Below are 18,600 nucleotides of genomic sequence, written 5' to 3' on the forward strand. Positions count from 1 at the left end.
TCATGCAAAGCTTGTGTGGGTGTTGAAGTCTCTCCCCCAATAGTAGACTTACAAAAAGTGTCCTTTTGCGCATAAAAGGGCATTTTTTGTGTCTAAAAGCGATGCATTTATTTTCAATCGGTCTCAAATTAGAAAATTCGCAATGTTTTGCGTTATAATTAGCATCAAGTGCATGAAACTTTTCATCAAAAATTACGTAAATACTAGTACTACATAGAATGGGGGAATCGAACATGGCTGAAAATCCATTATTTGAAGATTTAAATAAACGTGCTGAGCAAGAGCCCGCTCAAACGACTGATCTAGTCGAACAACCACAAAAACAACTCGTTTCGGAACAGGAGCTTTCTCAAATCCGTCAACGTCAGGAACAGTTAAAACAACAGCCTCAAGTTCAACAGCTTGCTGAAAAAATTGATGTGAAAAACCAGATCGCGGTTCTTGAATTCGGGAAAGAAACGGCTCAGGGAATTTCAACATTTTCAGACCGAATGCTTGCAACGATTAAGCAAAGCAATCTGGAAAAGTCGACAACGTTACTGAACAATTTAAATAAAATTATGGACCGCTTTGATCCTCAGGATTTCCAGGAGGAACAGAAAAAGGGCTTCCTGAAAAAGCTGTTCTCAAAAAGCAAAGAGCAATTGGAGCGTATTTTATCCAAATACGACACGATGAATAAAGAAGTCGATGCCGTTTATAACGAAATTCAGAAGTACGAAGTGGAAATGAAAAGAAACACGGTACAGCTGGAACAAATGTATGATGAAAATTTAAACTACTTCCATACGTTAAGCGAACATATTGCGGCGATCGATATTAAAGTTAATGATCTACGTCAACAACTGCCGGCATTGTCGGCTAGAGCGGATTCCGGTGACCATGAAGCCATTATGGAGCTGGAAACGGTAACACGTGGAATCGAGCTATTGGAACAACGAGGCTACGACCTTGAAATGGCCCAGCAAGTATCATTCCAGTCAGCGCCGCAAATCCGTTTAATGCAGCAAGGGAACAACCATTTAATCGGTAAGATCAACTCGGCATTCGTGACGACTATTCCGATCTTCAAACAAGGTCTGATTCATGCCGTTACAATGCAGCGACAAAAACTTGTTTCGGATTCGATGGCTGAACTCGACCGCCGTACGAATGAAATGCTCGTACGAAATGCAGAAAATGTCCGTCAAAATTCAGTGAACATTGCACGTCAGGCAGGCAGTCCAAGCATCAAAGTCGAAACAATTGAAACGACTTGGAAAACGATCATTTCCGGTATTGAAGAAACAAAACAAATTCAGGCAGAAACGGTGCGCAATCGTGAAGAAGGACGTAAGCGCATTGAACAATTACAGCTTGAATATGAAAAATTAAAGAGCATGTAAGCTGTATTCTGAGGCATCGAGTATCCTTTGCTCGATGCCTTTTATCATCTTTTTCGAACACTATAGGGGGAGTTTTATGCAAGTTTTAAGTCGTAAGTTTACAGTAGCACTCGTGTCAACATTTCTTTTCAGTTTTCTGTTAGCCATTATCGAGACAATGACGGCGAGTGAACAGTATCTGTCTTTTGGCATGACCGTTCTGACATTTATCGTATTAAGCGCACCAATGTTTCTCGTTTTAGGGGTTGCCGTATCGTTTCTGTTTGAAAAAAATCTGCGTTCTGAAAAAATGAAATGGATCAGCTATATTGTCATTGGTGCGGTATTTACGGTTCCATACGCCCTCTACTCTTTTGAAGATGCGAATCTATTACTATTCTCAATGATAGGTGGGTTGGGGGCAGCCCTCTTTTGTGGGATACATCTAATATTTGATAAATATATATTCAAAAATACGGATTAACAAACAATTTAAAAGCTTGTGAAATTAAGCTTAGAAGTGGTCTAAAATTTCCTCTTGGTGATTAATTAGGGGTGAATTTGGTGAAATTGGGTAAATAACAGCAAAAGAGATTTACACAAGTATTGCCATGAGGGAAAGGAAGACAAAGATGGAAAAGAACTTAATGAAAATCGACGAATTTCTAAAAATGCCGAAAAGTGTTATACGCAGAGCAAATGAACGAGACGTATTGAGTATAAAAAATGAGCTCCTTATATTAATGAATGAGAAAAGCGACATGTATGATAAAGCGCATATCCGAAAGTTAATCAACGAAATTCAATTTTTAAATGTGTTTGTAGTAAAGGAAGATTTTGATAAAACCATATTTTCCTACGAACCTCCAAAATACGCATCACCCCGCGTAACGATCAAAGAAAGCGGCTGGATCGAACTAATCAAATAAGAAGTAGTCTATTCCCAACATTGGAATCATGATAAAATTTTATTATGAATAGATGGTTGGAAGAAGGTAGTAATTGTGGAACGATTGAAAGGCATAGCGATGATTATTGTAGGTTCGATGTTTTGGGGGGCTACCGGTCCGATGATGGAATGGCTACTTCAAACAACGTCCATGACCGCTGAGTTTATGCTAGCAGTACGGTTAATGATCGCAGGCGTTTTAATTCTTACGATTGTAGCTATGCAGAAAAAACCGGTATTCTCCATTTGGAAAAACCGGAACTATTCGGTGCAATTACTGATTTTCAGTGTAATCGGAATGGTAGGGTTACAATTTACGTTTGTGAAGTCGATTGAAGTGAGTAATGCAATAATTGCAACACTCCTGCAGTTTTTAGCGCCAATCTTCATCGTCATCTATACATCGGTTATTGGGAAGGTTCTTCCACCGCGCAGTCAATTGATCGGTATTTTTGGTACACTTGTCGGATTGTTTCTATTGCTGACAAATGGCTCGGTTTCAGAGTTGCTGGTTAGTAAGGAAGCACTTGTCTGGGGACTGCTGTTAGGATTTACGTATGCGTTTTATACACTGTATCCTGCTCGGCTGATGGCTGAAGTAGGGGTCATCATTATTATTGGCTGGGGTATGATAATCGGCGGACTTATCTTCTCGGTAACGGGACAGCTTTGGAAGCCGGAGCAATGGCTGTTGCTGCTGGATCCAGTGAATGTCGTCATCATTATTGCTACGGGTATTTTAGGATCCTTCGCGTATATTTTATTTTTAACAAGCCTGAAATACATATCCCCAGTTGAAACGAGTATCTTATCGAGTATTGAACCATTGACAGCGATGGCGATTTCCGTTGTCTGGCTCGGTGCAACTTTGTATAACTGGCAATATGTCGGAACTTTATTAATGCTCGTTTTTGTCGCCTATTTATCAATTGCCGGGAGCAAAAAGTCTCCCAATTCGAATGTCTAAGTGAATGTCACTTAGGCATTTTTGGGTATAGAAAATGAAGGAGGCGTTGTTATGGAAGCATTCGATTTTTTCACATTGCATGAAAAAGATATAAAAGATGATATTAAACGCTTAGTATTAGCCGATTCACCTTCGCAAAACAAAGAGCTGCTTGATTTGTGCAAAGATGTACTCCAGTCGATGTTTTATGACTATTTTCATGTAAAGGCAACAGAATATGCGATGGAGCATAACGGCAATCATCTCCGCTTTGAAATGGGCGAAGGAACCGAACAGATTTTAATGATCGGTCATTATGATACTGTTTGGGATAAAGGGGCTTTGCCATATCGGGAGGAAGAAGATAAAATTTTCGGTCCGGGTATTTTGGATATGAAATCAGGTCTCGTCAGTGCGATTTGGTTTTTTAAATATGTTCAAAAAATGAATCTGCCTTTGAAGCGCCGCGTTGTATTTTTCCTGAACAGTGATGAAGAAATCGGAAGCCCAACGTCGAGAGCGCTGATCGAAGCAGAGGCCAAAAAATCGGTAGCCGCTTTTATACTGGAGCCTGCAGTTACCGTTTCAGGTGAACTGAAAATTGCGCGAAAAGGGACATCCAGGTATTTGCTGAACATTCACGGACTTGCATCACACGCGGGGAATAATCCGCGCGATGGTGTCAGCGCAATTACGGAAGCGGCAAGGCAAATTCTGAATATCGATGCGCTCAACGACTATGAAAAGGGGACAACACTCAATGTCGGGATGATCCAGGGCGGCGGCAAATTGAACGTGATTCCCGATGAGGCGCATGTAGGGGTCGATGTCCGATCGGTTACACGGACAGAGCAGGAGCGGATCGACGATTATTTCGAGGCGCTTAAACCATACGATCAGCGCACGAAAATCGAAATCGATGGGGGAATTAACCGGCCACCGATGGAACGAGATGAAGAAAGTGAAGAACTGTTCGAAATTGCGCAGGAAGAAGCGGAAGATCTTGGTTTTGATGTGGATGAAGCATCAGTCGGCGGTGCAAGTGACGGCAATTTCACGTCGTTATATACGCCGACATTGGATGGTCTGGGCCTTGTAGGGGACGGTATTCATGCAGAACATGAGCATATTTTAAAAGAGCATATCATTGAACGCTTCGCACTTTTAACGAATACATTGCTGGAAGTTGTCAATGAGATTGAGATGGAGGGAATTCAGGATGACGGCTGAAACATTGGCGCACTTGATGAAACAATCGAATCGTACGGTCGTGCTGACTGGTGCCGGGATGTCGATTGAATCGGGCATACCGGATTTTCGCTCGTCGACAGGCTTGTGGCAAAGTATCGATCCTCATATAGTTGCCTCTACCGAAAGTCTGCAAAAGAACTATGAACAGTTCCGCGAGTTTTACCAGATGAGAATTACCGCGCTAGAAAACTGTAATCCCCATCAAGGACATCTAGTTTTGGCGGACTTCGAAAAGCGCGGACTTGTTTCATTGATCGCGACTCAAAATGTCGACCAACTGCATCAGCAGGCAGGTAGTAAAAATGTGGCCGAACTTCACGGCAATATCGTATCCATTCGCTGCCAAAAATGCGGCAAACCACATGCAAAAGAGCAGTTTTTGAATAATAGTATTTGCACCTATTGTTCCGGGAAACTACGGCCGAATGTCGTGCTGTTTGGGGAAACTTTGCCGGCAGAGGCATGGGACCAGACACTGCATGAAATACACGATGCAGACCTTGTGATTGTAATCGGAACAAGTTTGGAAGTATACCCTGTCAACCAGCTGCCTAGCATGTCAAGAGGGAAGCTCATCTATATCAACCGTGAGCAAACGTCCACAAGTGCACATTATTCATTTGACTTAGTGTTGGAAGGGTCGGCCGGAGAGATTTTGGCGGAAGTACATCGTGAGCTGGAGGGTATTGAGAAGTTATAATAACGCATGTGTGAAATATAGGATTGTTTCGTTATGTTCTGGTTTGCATTACTAGTATAAAATGAAGGATGACAAAAAATAGGCACGAAATATTGAAATAACAATATTCGTGCTTTACCGTTCTAATTCCGAATTCGTATAAGGGAACCTATTGGTGAATTCATTTATTGCGTTCTTTACTGACAATTTTCACAAAGTACACTATTGGCAGTTCTTGCAATTGCATTATCTAATCTTGAAACCATCATATTTTTTTCGGAGGGCATCGTAATATTGGCTGTAAAGCGTTGCCCTTCTTCGATCTTTCTTCCGCAATTTGAACAAGCTAATTGCTTGGATGTAAACGAATCCTTTAATTTATCAAACAAATTCACCAACTCCTGACTAAAATAAAAAATCCTTTAAATCCCATTATATAACTTTTATGTATATTTTAAAAATAGATAGCCATTTCCAAAAATCCTTGAATATTATTTTAGAAATATTATGTATGGTGAAGTTATGTAAGTACATATTCCATAAGGGGATATATTCTCCCCGGTATGACTGCTGATTCAACATAAATGATTCTTTTTGCACCCATTTTCAAGTAAAATTCATATGCATTTGGATCACTATTAAATTGGAAGCTACTCAATCCATATTCTGTTGCCTTCAGTAAAATATCTTTCCATAAAATTTTTCCTAATCCTTGTCCTATGTATATAGGAACTACAAAGAAATTCTCTAATTTTTTCGTTTCGGTACATAAACAGTAGAACCCTTTAATCGCCTTCTCTTCTTCTAGCACGTAAATCACTTTTGACTGGATATCGTCTGTTGTAATGGTTAAAGTATCTTTCCAAGCATTCATAAAATCCTCTGAATACCCCCAAGAGCCTTTTGCATTAATAGCTATATCCGTCAGTATCACTGCGTCCTCGACAGTTGCTTTTCTTATCTTATTCATTACTTATTCCTCTTGTTTCATAATTTCAATTTATTACTCAATCAATCTTCTACGCCAATAGCTTCATGCCAGTGTAAGCCCATTCATGAATGTAAGAATTTTCTTCTCATTTTTAATCTCCTTTAATTCGGAATGCCACGTACAGACGTAAAAAATGAGGAATAGTTTCACATTCTTTTAAGAATAATTCAGGAAAATACTGGTTATTAATTGTAAAATGGTAAGAGATAGAGCGCATTATTTTATTTTCAACATAAATCAGTTAAACAGAATAAAATATCAGATTTGTCTTTTTCTTTGTAAGCATTAAAAATTTCGGATTCAGGAGGAAAAATGAAAAACAAAAATACGCTAAAAACGATAAACTGGGTGACATTCATTTTCATTGTATTGGTCGGAATTATTACAGCCTGGATGATTCTCTATGACTTAAATACACAGGTTGCCTTTGGTGAAGAAGGGCAGTCTCGCGCAGGTTTCCGTTGGGGTATATTCCACAATATCATTTTAGTTACAATAATCTTGTCAGCTTCCTTTTTAGGGTTTGCGTGGAAATTCTTATTTCCCTTTAATGTACCCATTGCAATAATAATAGCTGGTTTATGCTATCAACTATTTTTCCTTACGTTCACTATCGGATGGGTCGGCTTGAATGGCACATTCGGTCTCCTTATCGCATTTCTAATTGGGATAGTATTGATTATTTCTTATGCGGTTATTAAATTTCTGGAAAGCCGTAAACCTATCGAAACGAAATAATAGGTTCAACGCCAATTAGGGGGAAGTCATGAAACAGAGACGTTTACTGTTAAAAGGCATCATAATAGGCTTTCCCATCACTGTATTCCTATTATGGATTACCGGTGCCATTAATCTATGGTTTTATGACATCGGTGATATTGCTAATAACGAAAAGTTTTATTCCTTCGAATTAAAGCCTATAGAGGGTGAGTATTCGGTATTAATTGATTTAAGGGACCTTGAAAGTAATGTAGGTAAGACACTTTATGATGATGGTAAACATCAGATTTACGTATCGAATGTCTTTATTTCAGATGATGCAAATTACGACGTGTCTTTTAGATCAAGTGGTAAATATAATTTATATGGCGCGACATTGGTATCAGGTATTGTACATGAACGAGTACAGGGTGGGATTTCTTTCGGATTAAGAGCAAATGCCAAAGCAACTTATCGAGGCAGCACTTTCAAAATATATACATCTGGAAGTGGATTAAACTATAAAGATGGCGATTCTTTTGGGTTTTATGTAATCCCACATGATAGAGAGGTAACTTTAAATATTGCTGAAGATCCTATTATAGAAATTACACTTTCTGACCTGGTTATGCACAAATGGTCAAGTAAATATGGCTTATAATTGAAAAACTGAACCGATTTGCTGCTTTTTAAGAAAGGGGATTTTTATGGGTGGAGATGCTATTGTATGGCTGGTGATCTTATTGTCTATTTTAATTTGTGATGGATTAGCAGTGTATTTATACCGTAAAAGGAACTTTCCTTTATGGACTTCGGCAATTATTATAGCCCTTTTAGTTCCGGTGATTGTTTATAGTTTTGTAGCTTTAGGAATTAATTATTTTAACAGAACGAATACCGATCCCGATAGTACAGGAGAAGGAATCGCTTTTGCAGGAGGTTTTATTGCGATAATACTGGCATTCAATGCGATTGTGATGTTTGTTATTGGCGTGATTTTAACTATCTACACTTTCATTAAAAAGAAGCGTTGGAAAGACACTGCAAATAAATCGGGGGATGAAAGTGAAATTACTAAGGAGGGAAAGTAGTGAACCTGCATTTGAAGTAAATGAAAATGCGCGGCGATTTTATGAAAAAAACGGCTTTAAAATCAAATCCAGAGGGCACGAAAACGAAGAGAATTTACCAGATATTCTTTATGAATGGATTTCCAATAAATAATTTAATGGAGAGAATGGGGTGTTGGTTAGTTGAGAGTAATTTTTTCAGTCATTTCCGCAATTATTTGTTTGGCATTAATTTCCTTGTTGAATAAAATGCCTTTTCGTTTGGAGGAAAAGATTTTTAACTTAATTGTTGCTCCTAATTTATACTTACCATTCGGAATAGGGGTTTTAGGTTTATTATTTGCTCTGTTTGGTGTGAAAGGGTATATCAGACTTACATTATTCGGACTAAATATTATTGGTTTGATTGGCTATCTTATCATATTTGTAATGGCAACAGCGGGTTTTCAAGAACCATAATGAGAAATATTTTTATTAGTATGTAAAATCTAGCAATGCATGGGGGCATCGCAATTGTATCAATATTATAATGGTTTCGTTATTAGAGAAGGTACTAAAGGAATTCCAGCTGATTTTGTTGAGTACTTATTTAAAGACGCTGGATGGGCAAAAAATATTCCATCTTGGCAAAAAGAAAAGTACTCACTCATCTTTGAAAATTCAACTTGGGCATTTACGGTTTGGGACCATGAGAGAATGATTGCGATGGTGAGAGTGATATCAGATCAAATCATGGCGGCAAATATTATGGATTTAGTCGTTTTATCAGAATATAGAGGTAAAGGGATCGGAAAAAAACTTGTTGAGTTATGTATTCAAAAGCTTCCGCATGGAGATTGGTTTGCGCACACTTCAGCAAATAATTTCAAATTTTATGAGAACTGCGGAATGGAAGTAAAAGATTTATCGAACAATGGGACTTGTGTCTATTATGGTTATATCCAAGCAAGAAAAGATGGACAACGTTAAACAATAGCCATGTTTGTGAATTTTCTTGGAAATGAGGCAGTTTCAATGGGAAAAGTGATATGGATAAATGGCAGCCATAAAGAGGATAACCGTATTTTTGATTCGGAGTTTGAAGTGGACGAATGGGCGAGGGCATTGTATCCAGATTTTGTTGCTTTTTAGTAATCATACGAATGTAGGTTATGCAACACCTGATGAGAAAGTCATTAACTATGGTCAGTTTGGGGTAAGTGCAATCAATCAGTGACGTAAATGAAGTGAAGGTTAGGGAGATGATGTGTTGATTATCATGATAAATGGAGCATTTGGTGTAGGTAAAACTACTATTGCAAATAGGCTTTTAAGCGAAATTGAAAATAGTATGCTTTATGACCCTGAAGAAATTGGATTCATGTTAAGAAATGTGATTCCCACTAATATAAAAAGAACAGAATCTCCCACGGGTGACTTTCAAGATCTGGATTTATGGAAAGAGGTAACCGTTGATATGGGGAGGAAATTAATTTCTAAATATAATATGAATCTAATCGTACCAATGACGATCCGGAATCTTGAATACTTTCATTATATTTATAAAGGATTTAAAAGCTTTGATGGACAAACCTATAACTTTTGTTTGAATGCAAGTAAAGAGACAATTTACAAAAGGTTAAGATTACGCGGAGAGGAAGAAGGCAACTGGTGTTTTCAACAAACCGATAAATGCATAGAAGCCTTCGAACAATACGACTTCGGAGAGTATGTAGATACTGAAGGAAAAAGTATCGATGAAATAATTCAAGAAATAAAAGGAAAGTTAAATCTTTCTTCAACTAATCTACTTTAGGAGGGGGACACATTGTTGCCAATTGCACTTGAAGAAATTCCAAGCGAAATCCATACGTATCTTAAAAAGATCAATTCAATGACTTTTCCGCGACAAGGTTACACTTCCAATGTAGCATTAATTGAAAATGCTCAAGGCCTTTATGCGCTTAAAAGAACAAAGGGAGAGTTAAACTGTGGTTTGCTCAATCGAGAAGTATCAGTTATTAACTGTTTGACTCAAAAAACACAATTACCTATTCCTAAGGTAAAGAATTACGTTGAACGAGTATCCGTAAAAGAGTCTTGGGCTCTAATTGAGTTTGTTGAAGGGGAAACCGTACGTTCTGCTTTATATAACGAGATAAGTAGGGCAAAGCGGCATGAAATCATCTATAACTTTGGCAATCTGTTACGGCAAATTCTTTCAACACCTTGTCCTGTTGAATTAATAGGTGAACATCCTTGGCTAGAGAAGAAGTTAAGCCAGGCGGAGTATAATTTGAAAAATTATGAAGTGGACGGAACTGGAGAATTATTAGAAAAAATCAAAAATAATAAACCGAACGAGTATAAACAGACACTCATACACGGAGATTTTACAATTGATAATGTTTTAGTCAACAACGGCAAAATTACAGGAGTTATCGACTGGAGTGGCGGTGCATACGGAGACCCAAGATATGATGTCTCCTTGGCTATACGCCCAAAACCTAATGCTTTTGAGGATGAAATAGATAAAGAAATCTTTTTTGAAGGCTATGGGGACAAAATCGTTGATGATGATGACTATGATTATTTTGTGAAAGGGTTGTATGAGTTTTTTTAATTACGCAAATTTATTAATAATCAATTGGCGCGGCGTCCATTTTTAAGAACTGGATATCACTATTAATTTTATAATGTCTATTGAATCTTCTTTGGGGGACATAATGAAACACAATTCAATCATAATAAAAATCGACAATTTGGAACAATACAAAATCGGTAATCACCTTAAAGAATCTTTAAAGGATTTTCTATGGCGTATTCAATCTAACAGCTACGATGAACTAATCGCAGAAGTTTTTAATGATATTGTAATTGCCATCGGGATGAGCTGGAATAATCCAAACCATCCTTTTGCTAAATATATTTACATTGCAGGTACTGTTTCAAACGAACTAATGAATGAACTACTTATTCTTCGGCCTCCATATGATCGAATAATTTTTTCTTGCTGGGAAAATGAGCAAGAAAAAATTCAGATAATCCAGCAATTTCAATTCCAGCTTTTTAGAAAAACTTATATGGAGAACTATACAATAAATGATTTATTGCAAAAGATTAACGAGACGGATGAACCGCTATTATTAATATCCCTTGAACAAATTTTAAAAGAACCAATTTTAGAAGAAGATTTATTTAAGCTTTTAAAATATAGCTATGAGCATACGCATCTACATAATCCTGCCAAAGAGGTGACTTGGCAATCTTGGAAGAATAGCCTTTTAAATGAAGCACCAGATTTGCAATTAAGTTTTACTGTAATCGAAAATAAGCGTGTCACTGCATATATATTCCTTCATCCGATAAATAACGAACATTACGAAATTGGCTGGGTCGGACAGCTAGGCAATACGGATTTATTAGTGATTTTAAAAGAGCAATTAAAACGATTACGTGAAAAAGGTATTAAGACTGTAGAGTTTGAAGTGGATACCACCGACTACAATGCATGGCAATTCGCAGAGATTTTGGATTTAAACAAAAAACTTAGTTGGAATTCTTATATTTTAAGATAGGGGTGTTCAATGAAAAAATTCGCTGTTGTTTTACTTGCTGTACTGTTACTAGTAAGTTGTAGACAAGAGGAGCTTGCTATAGAAGATAGGTTGCAATTTGAAATTCAAAAACCTAACGAACAGGAGCTTGAACAACTGAGTAATAACGCAAGTAACTTTACTGAACAAGAAATCGAACAGTATTATGCAGTTATTGTTTTCGATTATCAAATATTAAACGGCAATAAGTTTAACAAGTTAACCGTAAATCATGATTTTGATTGGGGGGCATTTATGGATGGTATTGAATTAGATTATGGAACGATGTATATGAACGGGGAGAGTAGCTTAAGCAAATTTAATAATGGCAGCTTTAAGCAGGAAACCCTACGCTTTATTTTTTATGCAAAGGATTTTTCGAGTGAGCAGCTACAAAGCATTTTTAAAACATATAAGCTTCATATTTCATGGCAAAAGAAAAATGATGGTGAAATAATTGAAAAGACGATTCAAATAGGAGATTACCTTCAGGATAAACGCTAAGTTATTCAATCGTAAAGGATGTGTTAATATGGAAATATTAGGTCTGGTAGCTCCTTTAGTATTCTCAATTTTATGGTTTCTAAATTTAGTTCAGCTCCTAGAAAAGTTACAACAAGGGAAAAATATACATAATCAAAAGGTATTAGGCTGTGTTTGGAGTGCTTGTTTAGTTTTGTCAATCATCATTTCTACATCGATAGTTTTATAACACTCGTCTCGCTGATGGTTGCTGGGATAGTTTTACAAATGGATCGATTCTGATTGTCCCAGTTTTGGTCATGCAGTTAACAATATTTAACCAAGTAAGAATCTTTTTACAGAGAAAGGCTGGAGAACCGTATTTCAGATAATAAAAGAGCGATTAAGCTGTTAGAGGAAAACAAATATGATGAAGCTTTTTCACTTTTTAAAAAGTTAGCAATAGAAACACCATCTGTTCAGAGTCTTAACAATTTTGCGTGGATTATGTTGCGAGAGGAAGAAAATCGAGATGAGGCAAAGGCATTATTAGAACAATTACTTGTCCTGAACCCACAGACTTCGTTTCCTTATATGTTACTCGGTGAAATTGAGTTACATAATAAACAGTTTAATGAAGCGAAGCATTATTTACTAAAGGCGCACAGTTTTAGCGAAGCGGAGGATGTGACCTATAATTTAGCAATGGCACATTTTCAGCTCGGTGAATTTGAGCAAGCAGCAAAAGTTTTTTCTCGCTGTATTGGTGATTCAGGCATGACGCAATTACACGAGGTCGTATCGTGGTTGTATGCAGGTGGTGTTGATAAAGCAAAGGCGCTATTAGCTAATTGGAATGACGAAGCGGATGATTACACAGGTGTGATTGAAATTGCAGATGTTTACATAGAGCTTGGTTGTTACAAGGAAGCTCGAGCACAATTTGAAAAAGAATGGAACAGCTATTATATTTCACCTTATTGCATCAGTCGCTATGCGTATACGTTGTGGCAATTAGAGGACTACGATACTTGCCGAACAATTATCCAACAAGCAATACAACAGAATAAAGAAGAACAAATGGATGAACAGCAAAGGGACCTCGATGAGCATTGGACAGCGCGGGATCGTGACGACTGCATAATTGAATTAACCGAACAGCTTAATACTCTCGAAAACCTATTGCAGGGCTTAGAAAACGGAGATGTACCATCCTTTGATTACGATATGTATCCTAATGGAGGCTGTCAGTTATTTGGCTGCATGCAGCATGGCCACCCTGAATATGAATAGGGAATAAGTAGAGAAATAAGGTAGAATAAGATTTCATAATGCTTAAAATTTTAGCTATATAGCTGGCTAGCACCCAGTAGTGATTGAATATGTTAATTGAAGTGGATGGGTATGATCAGCAAGTGCTGTTATCTGGACCAAGCTATACATTAGAGCAGTTAAACAAACTTTATAAACAAGTAAATAAGAAGGCATCTTCCAGCATAGAAATTACGCACGTTTTGTGTTCAGATTATCAATTTTACCGAATTCCGTATGATGCAACTGTTCAGGTGGCATTTGTGATTGATACCGATACAGGACGGATTTATTCCCCGACATATTAAAGTATGAGAGATTGAAGAAGTGAGTAATTAGGAGTCATGCTTGAAAAATTAATACTCATTAGACAAGCATAATAAATGATACTCCCTAGAACATTTAGTATTGAATAGCATAAAAAGATTTAAACTTTTATGCTATTTTTTCTCACAAATTACCGGAGACCAAAATCCTTCTTTTTTTATCACCACTCCATTTTCATTATCGAAGTTTTCAAAGCACTTCTCTATAATCAGTTCATTTGCTTGATGATTTTTATAAATTTGGTTAATAGTTATACCGCCAATTGTTAATATCAGGATGCTTCCTACTATGGCAATTAACATACTAAGTTTATTTTTATTATTCAATGGCAATATCTCCTTTATTTTAAATCAACTTGAACGAAATACTGATAAAATAATTTATCCACTTGTAATACAGGGAAACTCTTAGGTAATTCGGTAGGATCTATCCTTGTAAATCCATTCTTTTCATAAAACCGGTGAGCGGCTAAAAATTGTGGTGTAGTTCCTAGATAAATAACCTCTACAGTATGTTCTTTTGCCCATTCGATGGCAGTGTTTAATAAAAGACTTGCGGTTTTAAAAGTTGCCCCGCGATAATTTTTATCCACAAACATCTTCCTTAATGCAACCTGGTTATTACCGATATCTAAAAGGCTGATTGTACCAACAACTTTATCATTATAAATGGCTACCCAAAAATTACCGTTTCCTGTCTGATAAAATTCTTTTACTTTGAACAGATCGGGTTGATCATTTTTAGTTATCGGAATGTTGTATTCCTGCTGCTGAATATGAAGAATTAAATCTACAACTTGAGCTTGATATTCATTGCTATATTGTTTCACAATAGGGAAGTTCATCTTCTATTTCCACCGCCTATAAGATATGTATTTTCTAAATTTTACAGTATAACTCATTTTTGGCAACCCTATATCTAAAATCTAAAGAGATGAGGGGTTATATAGTCGGAATTCTAATTGACACTGAAGCTCCTCAAAATTCTGTAGAAGCATGTTCAATAATGCTTGATCATCATAAATTTCCAACAAAATCTTTACTTTTGAAAACTCTTCATCATATTGTTCATTCAAAAATAAGTAGCAGATGGATTTATTGAAAAATAGTCCAGCTAATGTCTGGTAATTCATTTTTTGTTTATATGTTTGTTCAAGATAATTCAGCTTATGTAGTGCGATGTCATAGTGTTGATGTTCAATGTACATAACGCTCAAATCCATTTGAAAGTAAATCTCCAAATAAGTTAAATCTTTTTCGTACTCTTTGTACTTTCGAATTCGTTGTAATGCAGTTTTCGTAATATCCTCCGCAATCTCTAATGGTAAAAGAAATAATAAGCTATTAAGTAAAATTAAATCATCAATATACCAATTGTCTAATCGTTGGAATTCTTCCCAAATGACCATTGCTTGTGCTTGGTTCTTTTCATTTTCTACCCCATTTATATAATGAAATAATATCTGATAGGCAGAATGTATTTTGTTTAAGTTAGTTGATGGTGTTTTAGCTAAAAAATTTTCTAAACGATCTATTTTGATTTTTAATAAATCAGGCGAAACAATAGCTAAATCCCTGAATTCTTGCATAATAGTCTGTTGTTCTGTAGCTGAATAATTATTGTAAACATAGAAAAACTCATTGCTTGATATATTGAACTTTTGAAGTAATTTTTCTAATAGCTCTACATCAACCTGAAGTTGATTTCTCTCAATACGAGAATATGTCCCTTGATTAACTACCCCTTCTGCAACTTGATTTTGAGTCATATTACGATTCAAACGGATTTTCTTTAATGTATCTCCAATTCCCATGTTTCCTCCAAATATTTCAATTCGCATATTTTGTAATAATTCCATTATTTTCAATTATACTGAATTTATTAAAGAAAATTATATTTTTATTAGAAATGGGAGTTAAATATGAGTACATTTACTACGATTTTTCAAATTGTCGTACCTTACGTTTTTTTAATCATTTTTTCTATTTATTTTTGGAATAAAAAAAGTAAGAATTAGAAGAAGGAAAGAAATTAATCTCAAGGAGCTAGAATTCAATGCCAGATAAAGAACTTTATAATGCAGTAAAAGAAATAGTGGATGTAAGATATCCGAGTGGTTGGGGTGGTGCGGCAGCGGTTCGTGTAGAAGATGGGACGATTTATACAAGTGTGGCACCAGAAGTAATCAATGATTCAACTGCTCTTTGTATGGAAACAGGTGCAATTTTAGAAGCCCATAAATTTAATAAAAAAATTACACATAGCATTTGCTTAGCAAGGGAAGATGAACTTTCGCCATTAAAAGTACTTTCACCTTGTGGAATTTGCCAAGAACGCTTATTTTACTGGGGGCCTCGAGTACAATGTGCCATTTCAAATGAAAAGAATGAAATCATTTTTAAGACATTAACGGAACTTCAACCTTACCATTGGACAGATACATATTACGAAGAAATGGTCGATCATTGGCGGAAATTATAGTTGTTATGTGAAATAGGTTTTACGAAAGCAACAGCGAATGGAGCTTTTTCTATAGAGCAAAATTAAAAATCGATTTGCAGAGGTGAGTAAAGATGTTAATTAAGCCTGGAAAATTACAGCCGGGAGACCGGATTGCTAAAGTAAGTCCTTCGTGGGGTGGAGCAGGAGAACCCGCTCTTAAATGGCGATATAATCAAGGGGTAAAGAGATTGGAGGAAGTGTTTGGGCTTGAGGTAGTCCCAATGCCGAACAGTTTGAAAGGTGAAGAATATCTTTATCAAAATCCACAGGCTCGAGCAGAGGATTTAATGATGGCCTTTAAAGATAAACAGATAAAAGGGATCATTGCCAATATTGGAGGAGAAGATAGTATCCGTTTACTCCCTTATATTGATATAGATGTCATACGTAAAAATCCGAAAATATTGATGGGTTATTCGGATGTAACCATTGCCCATTTATTTTGTCATAAAGCAGGGATCTCTTCATTTTATGGTCCGGCCATCTTAACCGATTTTGCTGAAAATGTGGAGATGGATCCTTATACGGTTGAAATGGTAAACCGGACACTATTCTCGGTTGAGATCATTGGTGAGATTCAACCTGCAAACGAATGGACGAGTGAGCGTTTGGAATGGACAGAAGAAAATAAAAACCGTCGCAGGAATATGCGGAAAAATTCAGGTTATGAAGTACTTCAGGGAACGGGTGTAGTGCAAGGATTTTTAATAGGCGGTTGTATTGAAGTTTTGGAGTTTGCTAAGGGAACTGACATTTGGCCGGATAAAGAACATTGGGACAATAGCATTCTATTCTTTGAAACCTCTGAAGAATATCCTGGACCGAATCTTATTAAATATTGGCTGCGAAATTATGCGGCACAAGGCATTTTACAAAAAACAAATGGCATCATTTTCGGGAAACCTCAGGACGAGAAGTATTATGAGGAATATAAAGAGGTAATTCTTCAAGTGATGAGAGAGTATCGTTTAGAAAATCTGCCGATATTATATAACTTGAACTTTGGTCATACCGAACCGAAATTTATATTACCTTATGGGGCAAAAGCAGAAATTGATTGTGAAAAGAGGATGTTCAAAATTTTAGAAAGTGGTGTTAAATAATCGAAGCGAGTAAAAGGTGCGAATGTTGAATATTCAAAATTCGTACCTTTTTATTATGAAAACGAAAACCCCCTGCTATGCGGGGGGTTCTAAAAAGCTTTTAGCTATGGACAAAAAAAATACTCCAGTCGTACAATAAAATCAGGTCTGGTCAACCGATTACGTACGAAAGGAGTTCCAATATTGGATAATAAAAGTTTAGCACATACAACATGGAATTGTAAGTATCACATTGTGTTTGCGCCAAAATACAGAAGAAGAATGATCTATGGGAAAATAAAAGCAGATATCGGTAAAATACTACGTCAACTGTGTGAAAGAAAAGGCGTAGAGATTATTGAAGCCACAGCGTGTCCTGATCATATACATATGTTAGTCAGTATCCCACCGAAGCTTAGTGTATCTGCGTTTGTGGGTTATCTTAAAGGGAAAAGCAGTTTGATGATATTCGATCGGCATGCAAATTTGAAATATAAATATGGCAACCGAAAATTTTGGTGTCGAGGATATTATGTGGATACAGTAGGGCGAAACCGAAAAGTCATTCAGGAATATATAAAAAATCAATTGCAGGAAGATCTCCTAGAGGATCAAATGACGATGAAAGAATTCATTGACCCATTCACAGGAGAAGAACTAAATCGAAGAAAAAAATAAGTACACCGCTTTAGCGGTAGTCGGAAACGTAGTGCGGTTGGCAGACCTTTCAGAGCGTCTTTAGACGTGGGCCAGTAACCCAGCGTTTCACGCGCAGAGAAAACCACCAGTTCAACTGGTGGTTTTTATTTTTGGAAAACGGTATTTTGTGGAAGAAGTGATTTTGTTTCGGTATATTAAATGCAAGGAAAGTAAAAAGAATTATATTAAATCTTAACGATTGGTTTATAAGAAAGATCACATATTATTGAAAAGGGAGAATCATATGTGGAGTTTTAATACTTTTAAAGACATACGTTACTGGATTCTTTTAGTGCCATTTCTAATCATCATAGTTCTGTACATTTATTGTACTCCAAGTAACTTTTTTGAAAAGCCGTATGTTTCATCGATTTCCATTTTTATTTTTCCGGCATTATTTTGGTCTACCTATTATCTATGGAATTATCTTGGTGGTAAAAAGAAGAGAAAAAATAGGGGAAGTAGTAGCGACTTATAAAGGCAAACGAATTAAATAGCCCCCACCTTACTCCAGATGGGGGAATGCGGTTATTGTCGCTTCTTCGTTTTCTTGTTATTAAGTCTCTCGGCCGCTGTCAACGGTTCGTTTGCCAGTTCGTGATCAAGCGCCCTTGATAAGTTCTTTCTTACTGCTTGCTCATCACTCGTGCTGCGATTGTTTTTATTGTTAGTACTCACTGTTTACACCTCCAT

General features: G+C 36.6%; 27 protein-coding genes and 1 pseudogene. 22 read left to right on the forward strand and 6 right to left on the reverse strand.

Going from position 1 to position 18,600, the window contains the following annotated elements; genetic code table 11:
* The first annotated feature begins 233 nt into the window (after nt 1–233).
* From MKY27_RS07670 to MKY27_RS07695, 6 genes are all read left to right on the forward strand, one after another.
* Nucleotides 234–1,385 (forward strand): toxic anion resistance protein, encoded by a 1,152-nt coding sequence (locus MKY27_RS07670; protein ID WP_339199193.1) that lies wholly within the window; start codon nt 234–236, stop codon nt 1,383–1,385.
* Nucleotides 1,386–1,461: 76 nt separating this feature from the next.
* Nucleotides 1,462–1,848 (forward strand): hypothetical protein, encoded by a 387-nt coding sequence (locus MKY27_RS07675; protein WP_339176309.1) that lies wholly within the window; start codon nt 1,462–1,464, stop codon nt 1,846–1,848.
* 148 nt (nt 1,849–1,996) lie between these two features.
* The gene (locus MKY27_RS07680) at nt 1,997–2,293 is read left to right on the forward strand and encodes a cytosine deaminase (RefSeq protein ID WP_339199196.1); all 297 of its coding nucleotides are present in this window, start codon (nt 1,997–1,999) and stop codon (nt 2,291–2,293) included.
* 75 nt (nt 2,294–2,368) lie between these two features.
* Entirely contained in the window at nt 2,369–3,280 is a 912-nt protein-coding gene (locus MKY27_RS07685; protein ID WP_339176312.1) for a DMT family transporter, read from the forward strand.
* A gap of 51 nt (nt 3,281–3,331) precedes the next feature.
* On the forward strand, nt 3,332–4,489 hold the full coding sequence (locus tag MKY27_RS07690; protein ID WP_339199199.1) for a M20 family metallopeptidase: 1,158 nt from the start codon (nt 3,332–3,334) through the stop codon (nt 4,487–4,489).
* Entirely contained in the window at nt 4,479–5,210 is a 732-nt protein-coding gene (locus MKY27_RS07695; RefSeq protein WP_339199202.1) for an NAD-dependent deacylase, read from the forward strand. Before MKY27_RS07690 ends, MKY27_RS07695 begins: the two co-directional genes overlap by 11 nt.
* A 176-nt stretch (nt 5,211–5,386) precedes the next feature.
* Here MKY27_RS07695 and MKY27_RS07700 read toward each other — a convergent pair whose 3' ends face one another.
* Together MKY27_RS07700 and MKY27_RS07705 are read right to left on the reverse strand one after the other, a co-directional pair.
* Nucleotides 5,387–5,578: a hypothetical protein gene (locus MKY27_RS07700; RefSeq protein WP_339199205.1), complete on the reverse strand. Its 192-nt coding sequence runs from the start codon at nt 5,576–5,578 to the stop codon at nt 5,387–5,389.
* Nucleotides 5,579–5,709: 131 nt separating this feature from the next.
* Nucleotides 5,710–6,159: a GNAT family N-acetyltransferase gene (locus tag MKY27_RS07705; protein ID WP_339176318.1), complete on the reverse strand. Its 450-nt coding sequence runs from the start codon at nt 6,157–6,159 to the stop codon at nt 5,710–5,712.
* A 333-nt stretch (nt 6,160–6,492) separates the two neighbouring features.
* On the opposite strand from MKY27_RS07705, the gene MKY27_RS07710 reads away from it, so the two are divergent.
* The 13 genes and pseudogenes from MKY27_RS07710 (at nt 6,493) to MKY27_RS07770 (ending at nt 13,605) form a co-directional block, all read left to right on the forward strand.
* Nucleotides 6,493–6,918, forward strand: coding sequence for an RND transporter (locus MKY27_RS07710; RefSeq protein WP_339199207.1), 426 nt, complete (start codon nt 6,493–6,495; stop codon nt 6,916–6,918).
* A 28-nt stretch (nt 6,919–6,946) separates the two neighbouring features.
* Nucleotides 6,947–7,540, forward strand: coding sequence for a hypothetical protein (locus MKY27_RS07715; RefSeq protein WP_339199210.1), 594 nt, complete (start codon nt 6,947–6,949; stop codon nt 7,538–7,540).
* A 46-nt stretch (nt 7,541–7,586) separates the two neighbouring features.
* Nucleotides 7,587–7,970, forward strand: a complete 384-nt coding sequence (locus MKY27_RS07720) for a hypothetical protein (RefSeq protein ID WP_339199213.1) — start codon at nt 7,587–7,589, stop codon at nt 7,968–7,970.
* 10 nt (nt 7,971–7,980) lie between these two features.
* Nucleotides 7,981–8,103: pseudogene (locus MKY27_RS07725) on the forward strand (GNAT family N-acetyltransferase); the annotation flags it as partial.
* A 29-nt stretch (nt 8,104–8,132) separates the two neighbouring features.
* Entirely contained in the window at nt 8,133–8,408 is a 276-nt protein-coding gene (locus tag MKY27_RS07730; protein ID WP_339199215.1) for a hypothetical protein, read from the forward strand.
* Between the two features lie 54 nt (nt 8,409–8,462).
* Entirely contained in the window at nt 8,463–8,918 is a 456-nt protein-coding gene (locus MKY27_RS07735) for a GNAT family N-acetyltransferase (protein WP_339199218.1), read from the forward strand.
* A gap of 289 nt (nt 8,919–9,207) precedes the next feature.
* A complete protein-coding gene (locus MKY27_RS07740; RefSeq protein ID WP_339199662.1) occupies nt 9,208–9,744 on the forward strand; it encodes an AAA family ATPase in 537 nt (178 codons plus the stop codon).
* A gap of 12 nt (nt 9,745–9,756) precedes the next feature.
* Entirely contained in the window at nt 9,757–10,551 is a 795-nt protein-coding gene (locus tag MKY27_RS07745) for an aminoglycoside phosphotransferase family protein (protein ID WP_339199220.1), read from the forward strand.
* 103 nt (nt 10,552–10,654) lie between these two features.
* Nucleotides 10,655–11,506: a hypothetical protein gene (locus tag MKY27_RS07750; protein ID WP_339199222.1), complete on the forward strand. Its 852-nt coding sequence runs from the start codon at nt 10,655–10,657 to the stop codon at nt 11,504–11,506.
* Between the two features lie 9 nt (nt 11,507–11,515).
* The gene (locus MKY27_RS07755; protein WP_339199223.1) at nt 11,516–12,028 is read left to right on the forward strand and encodes a hypothetical protein; all 513 of its coding nucleotides are present in this window, start codon (nt 11,516–11,518) and stop codon (nt 12,026–12,028) included.
* A gap of 28 nt (nt 12,029–12,056) precedes the next feature.
* Nucleotides 12,057–12,236, forward strand: coding sequence for a hypothetical protein (locus tag MKY27_RS07760; protein ID WP_339199226.1), 180 nt, complete (start codon nt 12,057–12,059; stop codon nt 12,234–12,236).
* A 257-nt stretch (nt 12,237–12,493) separates the two neighbouring features.
* The gene (locus MKY27_RS07765) at nt 12,494–13,279 is read left to right on the forward strand and encodes a tetratricopeptide repeat protein (RefSeq protein ID WP_339199229.1); all 786 of its coding nucleotides are present in this window, start codon (nt 12,494–12,496) and stop codon (nt 13,277–13,279) included.
* Between the two features lie 89 nt (nt 13,280–13,368).
* Nucleotides 13,369–13,605: a hypothetical protein gene (locus tag MKY27_RS07770; RefSeq protein WP_339176333.1), complete on the forward strand. Its 237-nt coding sequence runs from the start codon at nt 13,369–13,371 to the stop codon at nt 13,603–13,605.
* Between the two features lie 132 nt (nt 13,606–13,737).
* On the opposite strand, the gene MKY27_RS07775 is transcribed toward MKY27_RS07770, so the two are convergent.
* The 3 genes from MKY27_RS07775 to MKY27_RS07785 all read right to left on the reverse strand — a co-directional run bounded on the left by MKY27_RS07775 (nt 13,738) and on the right by MKY27_RS07785 (nt 15,437).
* Nucleotides 13,738–13,950, reverse strand: coding sequence for a hypothetical protein (locus MKY27_RS07775; RefSeq protein WP_339199231.1), 213 nt, complete (start codon nt 13,948–13,950; stop codon nt 13,738–13,740).
* Between the two features lie 14 nt (nt 13,951–13,964).
* Entirely contained in the window at nt 13,965–14,468 is a 504-nt protein-coding gene (locus tag MKY27_RS07780) for a GNAT family N-acetyltransferase (RefSeq protein ID WP_339199233.1), read from the reverse strand.
* A gap of 81 nt (nt 14,469–14,549) precedes the next feature.
* On the reverse strand, nt 14,550–15,437 hold the full coding sequence (locus tag MKY27_RS07785) for a helix-turn-helix transcriptional regulator (RefSeq protein WP_339199235.1): 888 nt from the start codon (nt 15,435–15,437) through the stop codon (nt 14,550–14,552).
* 242 nt (nt 15,438–15,679) lie between these two features.
* Here MKY27_RS07785 and MKY27_RS07790 point away from each other — a divergent pair, with 242 nt between their 5' ends.
* The 3 genes from MKY27_RS07790 (at nt 15,680) to tnpA (ending at nt 17,886) form a co-directional block, all read left to right on the forward strand.
* Complete coding sequence (locus MKY27_RS07790; RefSeq protein WP_339199237.1) at nt 15,680–16,105, forward strand: cytidine deaminase; 426 nt, start codon at nt 15,680–15,682, stop codon at nt 16,103–16,105.
* A 92-nt stretch (nt 16,106–16,197) separates the two neighbouring features.
* Nucleotides 16,198–17,229, forward strand: coding sequence for a S66 peptidase family protein (locus MKY27_RS07795; protein ID WP_339199239.1), 1,032 nt, complete (start codon nt 16,198–16,200; stop codon nt 17,227–17,229).
* Nucleotides 17,230–17,412: 183 nt separating this feature from the next.
* Entirely contained in the window at nt 17,413–17,886 is a 474-nt protein-coding gene (tnpA, locus tag MKY27_RS07800; protein ID WP_139377765.1) for an IS200/IS605 family transposase, read from the forward strand.
* A 549-nt stretch (nt 17,887–18,435) separates the two neighbouring features.
* Here tnpA and sspO read toward each other — a convergent pair.
* Nucleotides 18,436–18,585 (reverse strand): small acid-soluble spore protein O, encoded by a 150-nt coding sequence (gene sspO / locus MKY27_RS07805; RefSeq protein WP_339176346.1) that lies wholly within the window; start codon nt 18,583–18,585, stop codon nt 18,436–18,438.
* Nucleotides 18,586–18,600: the final 15 nt, after the last annotated feature.

Source organism: Solibacillus sp. FSL R5-0449 (genome assembly GCF_037975215.1).
Lineage (GTDB): Bacteria > Bacillota > Bacilli > Bacillales_A > Planococcaceae > Solibacillus.